The organism is Bacteroidia bacterium (assembly GCA_041391665.1).
Classification (GTDB): Bacteria; Bacteroidota; Bacteroidia; order J057; family J057; genus JAGQVA01.
This window is the reverse complement of sequence record JAWKNO010000002.1, coordinates 2,366,681-2,380,836: the sequence shown is the minus strand read 5'-3', so window position 1 is coordinate 2,380,836 and position 14,156 is coordinate 2,366,681. Positions and strand designations below refer to the sequence as shown.

General features: G+C 47.4%; 13 protein-coding genes. 3 read left to right on the top strand and 10 right to left on the bottom strand.

Annotated elements, in window-relative coordinates:
- Nucleotides 1-9: 9 nt before the first annotated feature.
- From R3D00_21100 to R3D00_21090, 3 genes are all read right to left on the bottom strand, one after another.
- Nucleotides 10-636 carry a response regulator transcription factor gene (locus R3D00_21100; GenBank protein MEZ4775692.1) on the bottom strand — a complete coding sequence of 209 codons (627 nt, stop codon included), beginning with the start codon at nt 634-636 and terminating at the stop codon, nt 10-12.
- Nucleotides 633-2,588: a sensor histidine kinase gene (locus tag R3D00_21095; protein MEZ4775691.1), complete on the bottom strand. Its 1,956-nt coding sequence runs from the start codon at nt 2,586-2,588 to the stop codon at nt 633-635. The genes R3D00_21100 and R3D00_21095 overlap by 4 nt, the downstream gene beginning before the upstream one ends.
- 69 nt (nt 2,589-2,657) lie before the next feature.
- The gene (locus R3D00_21090; protein MEZ4775690.1) at nt 2,658-3,623 is read right to left on the bottom strand and encodes a hypothetical protein; all 966 of its coding nucleotides are present in this window, start codon (nt 3,621-3,623) and stop codon (nt 2,658-2,660) included.
- A gap of 211 nt (nt 3,624-3,834) precedes the next feature.
- Here R3D00_21090 and R3D00_21085 point away from each other — a divergent pair, with 211 nt between their 5' ends.
- Nucleotides 3,835-5,016, top strand: coding sequence for a DUF3825 domain-containing protein (locus R3D00_21085; GenBank protein MEZ4775689.1), 1,182 nt, complete (start codon nt 3,835-3,837; stop codon nt 5,014-5,016).
- Between the two features lie 30 nt (nt 5,017-5,046).
- On the opposite strand, the gene R3D00_21080 is transcribed toward R3D00_21085, so the two are convergent.
- From R3D00_21080 to R3D00_21050, 7 genes are read right to left on the bottom strand one after another with little or no spacing between them, the layout of a single operon-like run.
- Entirely contained in the window at nt 5,047-5,964 is a 918-nt protein-coding gene (locus tag R3D00_21080; GenBank protein ID MEZ4775688.1) for a TIM barrel protein, read from the bottom strand.
- Nucleotides 5,965-5,985: 21 nt separating this feature from the next.
- The gene (locus R3D00_21075) at nt 5,986-6,987 is read right to left on the bottom strand and encodes an FAD:protein FMN transferase (GenBank protein ID MEZ4775687.1); all 1,002 of its coding nucleotides are present in this window, start codon (nt 6,985-6,987) and stop codon (nt 5,986-5,988) included.
- 7 nt (nt 6,988-6,994) lie between these two features.
- The gene (locus R3D00_21070; protein ID MEZ4775686.1) at nt 6,995-8,356 is read right to left on the bottom strand and encodes a Gfo/Idh/MocA family oxidoreductase; all 1,362 of its coding nucleotides are present in this window, start codon (nt 8,354-8,356) and stop codon (nt 6,995-6,997) included.
- A 25-nt stretch (nt 8,357-8,381) separates the two neighbouring features.
- Nucleotides 8,382-9,407 carry a formylglycine-generating enzyme family protein gene (locus R3D00_21065; protein ID MEZ4775685.1) on the bottom strand — a complete coding sequence of 342 codons (1,026 nt, stop codon included), beginning with the start codon at nt 9,405-9,407 and terminating at the stop codon, nt 8,382-8,384.
- Complete coding sequence (locus tag R3D00_21060) at nt 9,404-10,012, bottom strand: YceI family protein (protein MEZ4775684.1); 609 nt, start codon at nt 10,010-10,012, stop codon at nt 9,404-9,406. Before R3D00_21060 ends, R3D00_21065 begins: the two co-directional genes overlap by 4 nt.
- A 43-nt stretch (nt 10,013-10,055) precedes the next feature.
- Complete coding sequence (locus tag R3D00_21055) at nt 10,056-10,826, bottom strand: DUF1080 domain-containing protein (protein ID MEZ4775683.1); 771 nt, start codon at nt 10,824-10,826, stop codon at nt 10,056-10,058.
- Between the two features lie 56 nt (nt 10,827-10,882).
- Entirely contained in the window at nt 10,883-12,076 is a 1,194-nt protein-coding gene (locus tag R3D00_21050; GenBank protein MEZ4775682.1) for an aspartyl protease family protein, read from the bottom strand.
- A gap of 132 nt (nt 12,077-12,208) precedes the next feature.
- Between R3D00_21050 and R3D00_21045 the strand changes: the two genes are divergently transcribed.
- Nucleotides 12,209-13,180: a hypothetical protein gene (locus R3D00_21045; protein MEZ4775681.1), complete on the top strand. Its 972-nt coding sequence runs from the start codon at nt 12,209-12,211 to the stop codon at nt 13,178-13,180.
- Nucleotides 13,181-13,239: 59 nt separating this feature from the next.
- Nucleotides 13,240-14,148, top strand: a complete 909-nt coding sequence (locus R3D00_21040; protein ID MEZ4775680.1) for an alpha/beta fold hydrolase — start codon at nt 13,240-13,242, stop codon at nt 14,146-14,148.
- The last annotated feature ends 8 nt before the right edge of the window (nt 14,149-14,156 follow it).

Genomic DNA, 14,156 nt, shown 5'->3' with positions numbered 1-14,156 from the left:
TGTTCTGCTTCACACTATCTTCTTTTCAATGGCAAAGCGCACCAGTCCGGCAATACCATTGACTTCCAGTTTCTGGATCAGGTTGTTGCGGTGTGTATCGACGGTGCGTGGGCTGATAAATAATTTTTCTCCGATTTCAGTACTGGAATGGCCCTGGGCTACGAGACGTAGTATTTCAATTTCTCTGCTGGTCAGCCGGTCGAGGGAGGGTTCCGGGTCGGCAAGCAGTACAGCCGCTACTTCTCCGGTATAGTATTTCCCGCCATTGTGTACCCGGGTGATGGCTTCGCTCAACTCCTGGACAGCGGCTGTTTTAAAGAGTACTCCTTTTGCTCCTGCTTTCACCACTTCGCGGATTCTTTCGGGATCCGGTAACATGGTGATGATGATGGCGCGGATTTCAGGAAATTCTTTGCTCAATGCTGTTACGGTTTCTGTTCCGTTCATTTCAGGCATTTCAAGGTCGAGCAGGGCAATCGCTGCTTCATTTCTGCTGCGCAACCATTGCATTACTTCCATTCCATTCGCAGCCTCTCTTACCACTTCTACAAAATCCAGCATACTCAGTAAGGCGACTATGCCTTTACGCACCAGTTGATGGTCGTCAGCTACGATGATTTTGATGGTTTGACTCATGCCTGTACGGGTATTGTAATGGTGGAAATGGTTCCATGTGGGTTTCGCTGACTGGAGGAAAATTCGCCCCCCAGCGTGCTTACGCGGCTCAGAATATTGAGCAGGCCCATACTGCCCTTTTTTCGTGCCTGATCAAAATCAAAACCTTTGCCATCGTCCTCTATTTTGAGAATAAGAAGGTTGTTCTGGTAAAGCAGTTGCACAACTACCTGGGCGGCCTGTGCGTGTTTTACAATATTATTGATCAACTCCTGTGTGATCCTGTATATGCTGAGTTCGACTTTCATATCCAGTCTTTGAGGCAATGTGCATTCCAGTTTTGTTTCTACCCCTTTGGGGTCCAGGCTGTTTTTTAGCAACAGGGCCAAACTGCCTTCCAGTCCCTGTGTTTCAAGGGTGGGCGGCAACATCAGGTGTGCAAGGTTGCGCACTTCTTCGCAGGTTCCGTTGAGTTGTTGGGAAAGCGCTCCAATACGGGGCGAAAGCTCAGGCAGCGTTTTTAGTGTGGAATATTCTACCGCGCGCAACTGGAGGTTTAATGCGACGAGTTCCTGGGCAATGCCATCGTGGAGGTCTCTGGCGATGCGTTTTCTTTCTGATTCCTGCGCTTCTATGACGGCATTAAGTCCCAGCTGTTGTTCGCGGATTATGGTCTGGTTGAGCAAAGCCTGTTGGCGCAGACGGTAGCGGTTATAGAGAAGGTATGCGCCGCAAACAATGAGTACCAATCCCAGCAGCAAACCGCCAATCCATACCTGTTGCCTGAAAAGCCGGTTTCGCTGACCTTCGATTTGAAGTTTTTGTGTGGCGATTTCAGTTTCTTTTTTCTGTGTCTGGTATTTGGTTTCCATATCGGCGAGGGTGCGAACATTTTCCTCTTTAAATATGGAATCATCCAGTGCCATAAACTTTTTCCACCAGTAGTTGGCTTCTTTAAAATTGCCCAGCCCTTCGTGGGAAATGGCAAAATTTTCATAATACGATTCCAGCGGGTTGAGTTGACCGGTTTCCAGCATAATCGCGTATCCTTCTTTACCCGCTTCAAGTCCTGCATGGTATTTTCCCAGAAGATTGAGCGCTTCGGCTTTATTGGAAAGTGGAAATACGAGATTGGGGATTCGATTTGCAGCGCGGAGGTCGGCGATTGACTGATCGGCCCAGGAAATACTTTCTTCATATTTTCCCTGTTGATTCAGGAGGTTGGCTATGCCGCCTTTCATGACTCCGGCGACATAGGTATTGCCCAGTTTTTCGGCAATGGCAATCCCTTCCTGACTATAATAAAAAGCTGTGTCTGGAAAATGGTTGCTGCCATACGCTACGGCCAGATTGTTATAGGTATAGATCAGCTTATTTTCATCTTTCTGATCCAAACGTATTTTGAGTGATTTTTTCAGATAGTCAATCCCTTTCTGGAAAGTCATCTGATTGACATAGAGGTTGCCAATATTACTGTACGTGGAAGCCAGATCGGAAGGCGCTCCGTTTATCTGGAGTATATCCATTGCGAGAAGATAGTAATGGATCGCGGAATCGGGTTGGTATAATGAAGAAAAATTACGGGCAATATTGTTGTAGATCATGGCGAGGGCAGAAGAATCGCCGAGTAACTGGTATCCACTGCGTATTTTGTGAAAAAGGAAAATGGCTGTATCCGGCTCGCTTTTGTCCTGATAATAAAGCGCTCTGAGCATGTCGGCCCGTAGTTTTCCTTTTTGATAGCGTGAGGTCGTCGCCATTTTTTCGAGCGAATCAGCGTAAAGGGGCACAGATTCGAGGTCTCGTTCCATTTCTACTCTGGCGATATCATAGAAAATATCAGCTTTCTCTACAGGGTCTTTCGAAGCCGTGAAGGCCTGACGTAAGCTGTCGGTGATAACTCTGGCCTGAGCATCAGAAAAAAATGGCAGTAATAAGAGCGGGATGATTCCGAAATAATATTTCCATCGCATAAGAAAAGTGATTCTTACGATAAAGTAAACAATTTTTCGGATAATTTATGAAAAGCTGCAAACAGGCCTTTACCGCAACCAGCCTGAGTCAGTATTGATCATTTGCAACCTTTCGCATGGCATCGCAAAAAAACTCGCGCCATTTGTCACAATTCCGGGTTGGAGAAATGCTACAACCTTAAAATCAGTGGTTTCATACATCTGGCAGATGGTTTCGTAATCTTCGACGGCAATCAGTTGGTAATCTTTTTCGGGAATGCGAGTCTCTATAAAATTTCGCAGTTTATCTATGTCCACTACATTGGTGGTCAATCCTCTTGGATCAAGCGGGAGTGCGATCCGGAAAAATGCGCCTAAACCGGAAATATGTGGTTCGAAACCATCACAAATCCAACCTACGTTGTTGAGGTTAATGTGAAGGCTTCGGTGGTTGTAAAATTCAATCAACCCGCGTTTGACTCTGGCTCCCTGCTCCATAGCGTTGAGGCTGGAAAAAATCATCACATGAAACCCCAGCTTTTTCCCTTTGTATTCCTCTGAAACAGCCAGTCGCATGGTATAGGAGGTCTTTTCTTTGGTTCCATACAACTCTTCAAAAATCGTCCCATGTATTTTCCCCATTTTATCTTCCAACAAAATTCCATGCCCAAAATTTCGGAAACGGTACAGGTCAAACGGACTGATTTCGCTGGCAATATGTGGCGGATATCTTCGGGAGAGAAACTCCAGAACACCCGGAGTGTCGTTATTGGTCATTAGCCTGATTTTCAGCCCGTAAGAGCGAATGTGCTCTTCTATCTGCTTCCGATACTCCCTTGCAAAACCATTGTGGTCGTCCCAAAAGAGGGTTAAGCCCTCATCTGTTTTTTTGCAAATATCAAAGGGCTTCTGGTATAAAAAAGGAGGCTTTATGATAGCTTGTTCTGATCCTGTAGCAGGGTCAGCTAAAGTGCGGACTTTGCGGAGAAGCGAATTTTTCTGATAGCCAAGAAAAGGGTATAGTTTTCCGGATTCGGATTGTTGGTCCACGTTCACAGGAGTCTAATTTTGTTAATCGTATTTACATTTCCTGCTTAAACATACCATAATTGTGATGCCTTTCACATCAAATTCACACTAAAATCTTTCACCCAATGGATATTTTTTAATTTAGACCGACCATACACGAACAACATCTGCCCGTTCAACGCCGGATGGTTGCCGGCAATACCTGATACTTCTATCTTCGGAAAAATTTACCCCCGGAATGGAAATAGGTATCGTAAGTTTTTTCAATGTAGAGCGTGGCTTCGGACGTATCAAAACCCAGGATCGTCCGGACGGGGTATTTGTGCATTTTAGTGATGTTCAGGGGGAGGCAAAAATCCTGGTAGAAAATGAGCTGGTCAGCCTGATTATACAACAAACAGAAAAGGGCCCTAAAGCAAGCAAGGTTTCACATCTTACCGGGCGACTCAAGGGGGTGATCACAAATTTTAGCAAGGGATATGGTCACATTACTGATTCGCACACCGGAAAGCAGTATTTCCTTCACCATACAGATGTGCAGGGAAACGGTTTTAAACGGATTGAAACGGACTTTGAGGTAGAATTCAGCCCGTTTGAATCTGAAAAGGGGCTTCAGGCCAAAGAAGTGGTGATCAGTGACACCCGTTTTCCGCTGGAAAAGTTTGCCCATCTTGGCAATTTTTACCAACATCTCGACCACCTCGTCGCACTTGCCCAGCCCGAAAACTGGGACTATCCCTATCATCCGACCGGGGGTTTTCCTGTCTTGCAAAACTATCTGCGCCAGACGTTTAAGCGGATTCAGGAAGAAAATAAAATTCTCTACTCTCATACGCCTGATGGCAATCCGCTCGCTGCAATTAATACCGGCCTTGTTACCGAAAAGCAGGAAGAAATTTTTGCCTATTTTGTCCCAAGTAAAAGAAAATCTTATCCCGGAAGTTATATCCAGTTTCCGAAATGGACGCTGAAAAAATTTGACAGGGAAAGCTGTCGCCTGATGAGCTATTTCAGCGAAAGACCTCATATCGCCCAGTATGTTTCTGATCCTTCTGACCTGATATTTGATCCGCGAAGACGACTGGTTCCTGACTACGAACATATTGTGGACGATCGGGAGGAGCGATTTCCTGAAGTATTTCGAAGTTGGGGAAAAGCGGAGCTGATTGCCCGTGTACGCAATGCGATCATACTGGCCGAGAAGCGTGTGCGCCGCAACTACAAAACCGCCGTACCGCAGTACTATGAAGGCAAAATTCAGCTCCTCTTACCGCTGTGTCTGGATATACCCGCTCGCGCCGATATGGCACTTGTCATCGGTAAAGAGCACGAAATCTATCGGGCCAATACCGTCATTCCACTTGACTGGGCCTATCAAAACGCTCGCCTTCTCGCTTCGCATGACAGCGGATGGCTATAAAGGCGTAAAGCTTGTCTGGCCCACGGTTGATCACATAAACCCGTCTACCTGCCGATAGGCGTCAATCAGCCGGCGTTCTCCTTCTTTTCCTTTTTCGGAGTTGCCATGCTCCATGCCGAGGATACCCGTGTACCCTTTGCTGTGGATATGTTTAAACAGGTTGAGATAGTTCATCTCGCCAGTGGTTGGCTCGTTTCGGCCGGGGTTGTCGCCGATCTGAAAATAGCCTATTTCGTCCCACGCAGCTTCAATATTGGGGATGATGTTTCCTTCCTGAATTTGTTGATGATACATGTCAAACAGGAGTTTACATGAAGGACTGCTCACCGCACGGCAGATTTCAAATCCCTGAGAGATTTTGGTGAGAAATAAACCCGGGTGGTTGTAAAAGTTTAGTGCTTCCAGCACCATGACCAATCCATGGGGTTCGAGGATATCGCTGGCTTTTTTCAGCGTTTCGATGACATTTACAGTCTGGTACCCCATATCTTTACGGAGATCGACATATCCGGGCACTACCGTCATCCATTTGGCGTTGACACGTTTGGCAACTTCTACAGATTCGCGAATGTCTTTGAGAAATTCGTCGCGAAACTCTGCTTTCCCGGAAGTGAGGCTGGCTTCTGTCCAGTAGATTTTGTGGGCTACAAATACACCCATTTCAAGGCCTCTTTTGGCCATAGTTTTCGCCATTTTTTCCTGAACAGCGACATCTCGGCTTTTCATTCCATTGTCTTCGAAGGCCGTAAACCCTTCGTCGGCCATAAAATTGAGCTGATCTACCGGATCTTCTCCGGCTGAGTTTTTAAACATGCCGATATGCGGGGCATATTTCATATTGAATTTTTTCGCTGTGCTGTTTCCCACATGGGCGGAAACACCTGTGGTCGCTGCTGCTGCAACAGTTGCGGCAGCTACGCTTTTTTTGACAAAGTCTCTTCGTTTCATCGGATGTTGTAGTTTTAGGAGTTAGTGGATTTCTTTAAAATAGATGGTTATCGCTTGTTTTTTGTACAGCTTACGGGCAATCTTTAATCCTGCTTCCGGACCGAGTATGCTGACAGCGGAAGCGAGCGCATCGGCATCTGTGCCATTGGGTGCGATGACTGTAACAAGTCGCCGGTTGCTGATCCCGTATCCCGTGCGCGGATCTATGATGTGGGAATATCGTTTCCCTCCGGATTCGACATAACGATAGGTATCTCCTGAAGTAGCTACGCCACAATTGGCGAGAAAAAGCGTCTGGTTTTTCACCTCCGTGTTTTCTGCTCCATCGGAAATTTCCACCTTCCAGCCTGATTCTCCGGGTGGAGGGTCGCCCAGGCGGATGTCTCCGCCGCCATCTACCAGCGATACAGGTATGCCCGCATCTTGCAGCATTTCCCATGCCTTTTCGGTGGCGTAACCTTTGGCGATTGCACCCAGGTCAAGTTTCATATCCGCAATGGCTAACATCACAGAATGTTCTTTTTTTCTGAGCCGGAGGTTTTTATTTCCTACCAATGCTTTTGCCTTCAAAATCTGCATTTCTTGTGGCATTTCCTGCTGTCGCATGGCCCGGCGCCATAGTCTGGTCAGCGGGCCAATGGTTACATCAAAAGCACCTTTGCTGTACCGGGAAATTTGTTTCGCCCGGACCAGTACATTCCAGAGATCGGGGCTTACGGGCAGATATTGGTTTGTACCAGCCTTTAGTGCAAGCTGGTTGATTTCGCTGTCAGGCAGATAGTCGCTCATGCTTTGGTTGAGCGCGTCTATCCTGTCAAATGCTTGCTGTGCAGTTATGCTGGCCAATGAATCATTCGCCGTGAATAGCACAATCCGGAAAGTAGTTCCCATCTGCGGATGATCGAAACTATACCGCTGAAGGGGTTGGGAAAACAGACATGCATTTACACAACAAACACCGAGTAATCCGCAAAAGCAGATTACCCGGTGCATCGTTGAGTTTGACAGGAAGAAACGTTTCATCCTGCGGTTATAATACTTGCGTTACCCCTGGTATTGGAATGGGGTAAAAACCATTTTTATCTGGTAAAACCGGGGGTTGGGCATCCCAGGCAAAGGTTTTTGGCATAATGCTTTGCTGAGAATTAATGGCATCATCCCATTCAATCACTTTACCGGAATAAGCAGCCATACGACCCAGAATTGCCGTCATCGTGCTTTTTGCTCCGTTTTCTGCATCGGCAAATTTATATTCTCCGGCAGCTACGGCGGCAAAAAGTTCGTCGTGCTCTACCTGATAAGGATCTGCCTGTTCTCTGGATTTATATTCCCAGATGGTATGGCCTTTGGCAGTATTGATCACGCCGGGTTTGGGGGCAAATCCATGGGAACCCTGGAATGCTTCGGAAACACGGTTCATACAGCCTTTGATATGGCGACACTGGCTGAACATGCGCTGGCCGTTGGCAAATTCGTACTCGATGGCAAAGTGGTCAAAAATCTCTCCGTATTCTTTGCCGTTACGCACTTGTCTTCCACCCATTCCATGAGCCCGTACAGGATAGCTATCAAATACCCAGTTTCCTACGTCGAGGTTATGGATATGCTGTTCTGTGATGTGGTCTCCGCACAGCCAGTTGAAGTAGTACCAGTTGCGCATCTGGTATTCCATTTCAGTTTGTTTGGCTTCGCGGGGTCTTACCCATACGCCGTCGCTGTTCCAGTACACATGTGCAGTATGTATGTCGCCAATAGCTCCTCCATGGAGATGACCTACCCACTGGCGGTAAACATCCTGATAGTGGCGCTGAAGTCCGACTACCACGTTGAGTTTTTTCTTTTTGGCTTCTTCAGCAGCAGCCAGTACCCGACGTACGCCCGGAGCATCGGTAGCTACGGGTTTTTCCATAAAGATTTGTTTGCCTGCAGCTACAGCCGCTTCAAAGTGAATTGGACGGAATCCGGGAGGGGTGGCGATCAGTACGACATCACAAAGTTTAATCACTTCTTTGTAAGCGTCAAAACCTACAAACTTGTTGGATTCGGGTACATCCACCCGGTCTTTCATGCTGGCCGTACCTTTTCCTGTATAATCAGGGTAATCCTGGGCGGTGAGATTTTTGTAGCTCTGATCCAGACGATCTCTGAATGCATCGCCCATGGCTACAAGTTTTACACTCTGATGTGTGCTCAGGGCCTGCGCAGCAGCACCCGTACCACGACCACCACAGCCAATCAGGCCGATTTTAATAACATCACTTCCACCTGCATACGCTTTGGCAGAAATGATCGGCAACTGGCTTGCCATTAGGCCTCCCATCACCATCGCGGAGCTTTTGACAAACTCCCGCCGGTTGAACTGGGCAGACTTTTTCGTTTTTTCAGTAGACATAATAGTTAGTGTTAAATTTCAGCTTTTATTCATCCAATGTGGTTTTCCAAAACTTGGCGACTTCTTCAGGCGTCATCTGCTTTGCGGGGCGAACGAGCCGGAAGCCGACGAAAGGAGAATCTGTATTCCACCAGAAGCTTTTGGGCAACTGCGGGTCGCGGCGTTTCCAGTTCATGCTCGATTCGGTACGTGCGCCGCTGCGAAGGTCATGCGCGTCGTTGTCCCAGTTTCCACCTTTGACTGTGCGCGGGTGAAGTTTTACGGGAACAGCCCATGGCGAAGCGTTTTCGGTATCATTCATCCCTGCATAAAAATCTGCTTTGTACTGGTCCAGCGTCCATTCAGAAACATTGCCGTGCATATCGTACAGGCCCCAGGGATTGGGTTTTTTGAGCCCGAGTTTGTGGTAGGCTGCATCGCTGTTTTCGTAGTACCAGGCATATTCTCCCAGCTGTGTACTGTCGTCGCCAAAAGAAAAAGCCGTATTTGTACCTGCCCGGCAGGCGTATTCCCATTCCGCTTCGGTCGGCAGACGATAAAATACGCCGGTCTTCTGATACAAAAATTTACAAAATCTCAGGGCTGCATACTGCGTCATGCTCACCGCCGGGAAGCCGTATTTTCCCATACCGAAAGTAGGATCTTCATAGGGGGGACTGGGGCGGGTGATGACATCCGGCGAATAACTGCCTGCAGGTCCACCAGTCGAGTCATTGTCTTTTTCTCTGTCGCGGAAAAGTTCATAGAGGTCAAAAGAAACCTCAAATTTTCCCATCCAGAAAGAATCGATTTTCACAGGCTTTTGTGGCCCTTCGTCAGGATCCCTGCCGGCTTCTGATTCCGGTGTCCCTATGTTATAAGTGCCTCCGGGAATCAGCACCATATCGAACGCAACGGGCGTTCCCGGCACTTTTTGGGTATAAGCACCGTGAATCGTAGGTTCTGCATCCTGTGCGGAAAGAACGGCAGGCTGGAAAATAGCAAGCGTGCCTGCAATCGCCGGAATAATGATATTTTTTATCGTGGTTTTCGTCATTGATTTGATTGTCATACCCCAAAAAACAGATTAAAATTGATGGTTACGTCTTTGCCGGTTTCTATCTGGCCAAACATGGCAGAAGGTGGTTCCATTCCAAAGCTCGTCATGTCGAGGGTTTTTTCTCCGGTAAAATGATACTTCCCGTCGGCTTCTTTTTTGCCTGTAAGTTGCAAAGACATACTCTGCGTTTGCCCTGCCATGACCAGGCTCCCGGAAGCATTGAGGCTGAATGTGCCATCCGGTTTTACCTCTGTAACTACAGCTTTGGAAAGGGTAAAGATGATATTGGGGTTTTTCTCCGCATCAAAAGCATTGTAGATTTTGTCATTCATGACGGAGCCTCTTCCTCCGTCCATACTTTTGACTTCGAATGTGATGTTTCCTGCCAAAATCTCTGCCCCTTTAGCCGGCGTGGCTTTTTTGGTAAATGCTTTGTCCAGTGAAAGATAGCCCGAAACTTTTCCTACCGAAGCTTTCCAGTCGTGCAGGGTGGAGGTTCCCGTAACTGCACACACTGTACCTTCGCCAATCAGATATTTTTGACTATATACCAGTCCCGGGGTGAAAAGCAGCCCCAGCATCAACGCAGCAATTGCATTAAAAACGTAGTTCTTCATGTTTGTTTTTTTAGTGATAACGATTCTTTGATGGAATCATTTTTTACAACTCTCTTACCCAGATATTGCGGAAACTGACAGGGTTGCCGTGGTCCTGAAGTACAATCGGCATTTTTGCGGCATGTGCTTCATAGGATGCCATACCTTTGTATTGGGTAGAGCCACGGATTTCGGCGTGGTTTAGTGCCAGTACCCCATTGTGGATGACGGTTACATAAGCGGGGCGGCGTACATTTCCCTTATCGTCAAATACAGGGGCATCAAAGATTATATCATAGGTCTGCCATTCTCCGGGAGGAAGACAAGCATTGGCTAAAGGCACATGTTGTTTGTAAATAGAGGCGGTCTGTCCATTGGAATAAGTTACGTTGTCATAGCAATCGAGTACCTGCACCTCATATTTGCTCATCAGGAAAATCCCACTGTTGCCTCTTCCCTGACCGTCGCCGACGACTTGGGATGGGGCACGCCATTCGATATGGAGCTGCATATCGCCAAAGCTTTGTTTGGAAGTAATTGTACCGGTTCCTTTTACAACTGTCGCTGCGCCGTCTTTGACTTCCCATTTGGCCGCACCACCGTCTGCGCCTACCCAGTTGGAAAGGTCTTTTCCGTCAAACAATACAATCGCGTCTGATGGCGGTGCCATGTTTTTCCCGGGAGTTACTTTGGGCGGAACCGGTGTCCAGACTTCTGTTACAGAAGGGTCCATTTCCTCACGGTTTTTGCCCTGTCCAAACAGTCCCTGACCGAAGGTGACAATCAGGAAAAATATGATAGTCGGTCTGATAATCTTGTGTGATACGTTTTGCATAGTAGTAATTTTGTTAAATGCGTTTTAGGCAAGCCAATATAAACAATTGCTTTCTTTTACATAAACCAATCTGCCAGTAAAATCCTTACCGGAAATGCTTTTCCTTCCCTAAAGACTGTCAGGACGATTTTTTTGCCGGGTTGGGAAAACGTTTCCTTTAACATCGGCAGATCTTCGGGCTTCAGCCGCTGATCGTTGATGGCGAGGAGAATGTCACCCTTTTTCAGCCCTGCATGGGCAGCTGGCGAATTTTCGATCACCTTGTTTACCACAATCCGGGTATAGCTCTCGTTGAGCTGGATTTTTAGTCCGGAAGCGTCATTGGGAAATGGATGGGCCAGCCGTGAATTGGGCTGTATGTAAATTTTTTCTTTCTGGTAATCAAAAACCAGCGAAAACCGCTGCAATATCTGGTTGCCAATAATCCCTGCGTATTCTGGCATGGCGGTTACCCCTGTCGTACCTTGACTCAGCCTCGTGGGGATTCGCTGTAAAAGGTACCCGCCAAATGTAAGTCCAGGCATGACGGTCTCAAAATATGGGGCTGGCTGGTTGTTGAGTCCCGTCGATTCGTCCTGGAAACCTGCATTACGCGCAATTTCCGTCAACCGCTTTTCCGTTACCAGTGGAGTGTTTAGAATCAGGCCGGAACCTGCACCTGAGTCAATTAAAAATTTGCCCGAAACTACCGAACCATCGTTCAGACTCACCGAAGCAGACAAAACCGGAATGCCGGTGCTGAGATCTATGGAGTGGCTTCTTCCATAGTCTTCCGGACAAAATTCATCCTGATCAAAAATTTCGAGCAACATCTTGTCGTAATTCATCCGCACGATATGACTGCGGAGGAAATTGTAACCAATAATGCCATCAATTTTGTGCCCGATTTTGACCTCCAAATGCGATAATGATGCAGCAATCGCTGGTATCTGGTGGAGTGAAACTTTCCCTGATCGCAGGTATTTGATTTCTCCGATTTTTACCTCCCGCTGGCCTCCGATCCCGGTTGAGGAAACCATTTGATCAAAAGACAGATTCAGCTTTTTTAGCAATATTTCATTGAGGACAAATGTGGAGGCACCCGTGTCAAAAATCAGGTTGAGGGTATCTTTTTCTTCTGCCACCATTTGAATAAAGGCATGTTGCCCCACCATCTTAAAAGGGATGGTCTCCCAGGGATGAGAATAGCCGGAGACAGGCCGGAAAAACACCAGTAAGAGGGCCAGGAAGCTAAAAAAGGCGTTTCGCATAGGGAAAAGTTTTGTTATCGGTTAAAACAAATATAGTTTATTATCTCTGAAGGTGGGAGTATGAAATTTTATCTGTAATATTTCACCCGATAGATCAACACTACAATGAATCAACGTCGGCAAATTTCCTTTATGCGGATAATCCTGGCCTTTTCCGCGGGCTTTCTACTTATGGGCCAGCTGCTGTTTGCGCAAACTTCTGAACCAGAATCCGGCCCACAAGAGGTACTCACCGGCGCCTACCTGATCAATGTGTTTGATCTGGATATCAACCGCCATTCTTTTTATGCAGATTGTTATATATGGTTTAAATGGAAAGGCGAACTGGATCCGATGAATATTGAGTTTGTAAACGCTGTGGACAAATGGGGGGCGACAATCGCGCCATTTTACGAAGAACCCAAACTGCTGGACGATGGGTATTACTACAACGGGATGCGCTACGAAGGGCGGTTTTATCACGCTTTTGACCTGGAGCGTTTTCCGCTTGACCGGCATATCCTCGACATGCAGATCGAAAATGTGGATTATTCGATGGACTCACTGGTATATGTGGCTGATAGCAATTCGACACATGTGAGGGAAGATTTTCAAATGCCGGGTTGGGATCTTCTGGGACTTACGGTCGAAAGCCAGCCACACAGTTATCCCGTCAACTTTGGCGATATGAGCAAGAAAAGTACGGCCTTCAGCGATTTTGTGCTTCAGCTTAGTCTTCGGCGCCCGATTAATTATTTTTTACTCAAACTTCTTCTTCCGGTTCTGATTGTGATCATCGCCAGCCTGGGCGCTTTGCTCATTCATCCATCGAGCATTGATGCGCGCATTTCCCTGCCTATCGGGGGATTGCTTTCGGCAGTATTTTTACAGCAGTCGTATAGTTCGGCACTTCCCGATGTAGGGTATATGGTATTGATGGATAAAATCTATCTGCTGGTATACGCGCTGATTGCGGCCATTATGCTCAGAGTGGTGGTGGCAGGCAACCGGGTAACGGGACTGAAAAAAGCGGCGGATACACCGGCGATTATGCGGCGCGACCGTCAGATGATTGTCGGCCTGATTCTGGCCTTTATTTTCTGGCTTTTGATTTTGGTATATTAATGAGTCTCTGTATCTAAATAGCTGATAGAAAAATGATATTGAGTAGAAAAATAATTCCCGTGTTTGTGGCAATCGTTGCCCTTCTCTTTTCCGGGTGCAATTTTTTTGATAAGGAAATTGTAAGCGAAACCGGCTATCTCGAAGTCAACGGCACGCGCCTGTTTTACGAAACAATGGGCGAAGGCGACCCCATTGTCATTCTTCACGGCGGGCCGGGGATGGAACACGGCTACTTTTTGCCACACATGAAACCACTTGCAAACACACACAAGCTGATATTTTTTGACCAGCGGGCTTGTGGAAGATCATCGGCGGATGTGGATTCTGCCAATATGACCATGGCGCAGTTTGTCGAAGATATCGACGCAGTGCGGAAACATTTTGGTATTGAAAAAATGAACCTGATGGGCCATTCCTGGGGCGGGTTGCTGGGTATGTGGTACGCCAAAACCTATCCAGACCGGCTGAAAAGCCTGATATTGGTCAATAGTATCGGGGCAAGCCGTGAGTTTACCCAACAGGCATTTGAGACCATGAATGGCCGAATCACCGACCGGGACAAAATCCATCAGGAGAAGATCATGCGAAGTGAAGCCTTCCAGCGGGGCGACTCTGCTGCTATGGTGCAATTGTACCGATTCAGTTTTGCTCCGAGTTTTTACCGGAGGGAGCTGCTCGACAGCCTGCACCTATATATACCCGGCGATGCCCTTGACAGGCAGCAATTGCTCACAGGATTGTACCCTGACCTTACCAGTTATGACCTGCACGACTCACTTCGGGCAGTTTGGTGTCCGGTCTTGATTTTACACGGCGGATACGACGCCACGCCGGCGGAAGCTTTGGCAAAAGTCGCCACCCACCTTCCCGATGCCCGGATGGTTGCCGTACCGCAGTGCGGACATTGGGCGTTTATCGAGCAGCCTGAAATGTTTTTCAGAGAAGTGAATGCGTTTTTGGCGGAGTAGGGGAAAGA

What these genes read in the sequence shown, in the direction of transcription:
- R3D00_21045 (MEZ4775681.1), top strand. Translation starts at nt 12,209, where the DNA reads ATGCGGATAATCCTGGCCTTTTCCGCGGGCTTTCTACTTATGGGCCAG.
- R3D00_21080 (MEZ4775688.1), bottom strand. Translation starts at nt 5,964, where the DNA reads ATGAAACGAAGAGACTTTGTCAAAAAAAGCGTAGCTGCCGCAACTGTT.
- R3D00_21055 (MEZ4775683.1), bottom strand. Translation starts at nt 10,826, where the DNA reads ATGCAAAACGTATCACACAAGATTATCAGACCGACTATCATATTTTTC.
- R3D00_21060 (MEZ4775684.1), bottom strand. Translation starts at nt 10,012, where the DNA reads ATGAAGAACTACGTTTTTAATGCAATTGCTGCGTTGATGCTGGGGCTG.
- R3D00_21065 (MEZ4775685.1), bottom strand. Translation starts at nt 9,407, where the DNA reads ATGACAATCAAATCAATGACGAAAACCACGATAAAAAATATCATTATT.
- R3D00_21075 (MEZ4775687.1), bottom strand. Translation starts at nt 6,987, where the DNA reads ATGAAACGTTTCTTCCTGTCAAACTCAACGATGCACCGGGTAATCTGC.
- R3D00_21070 (MEZ4775686.1), bottom strand. Translation starts at nt 8,356, where the DNA reads ATGTCTACTGAAAAAACGAAAAAGTCTGCCCAGTTCAACCGGCGGGAG.
- R3D00_21100 (MEZ4775692.1), bottom strand. Translation starts at nt 636, where the DNA reads ATGAGTCAAACCATCAAAATCATCGTAGCTGACGACCATCAACTGGTG.
- R3D00_21085 (MEZ4775689.1), top strand. Translation starts at nt 3,835, where the DNA reads ATGGAAATAGGTATCGTAAGTTTTTTCAATGTAGAGCGTGGCTTCGGA.
- R3D00_21095 (MEZ4775691.1), bottom strand. Translation starts at nt 2,588, where the DNA reads ATGCGATGGAAATATTATTTCGGAATCATCCCGCTCTTATTACTGCCA.
- R3D00_21050 (MEZ4775682.1), bottom strand. Translation starts at nt 12,076, where the DNA reads ATGCGAAACGCCTTTTTTAGCTTCCTGGCCCTCTTACTGGTGTTTTTC.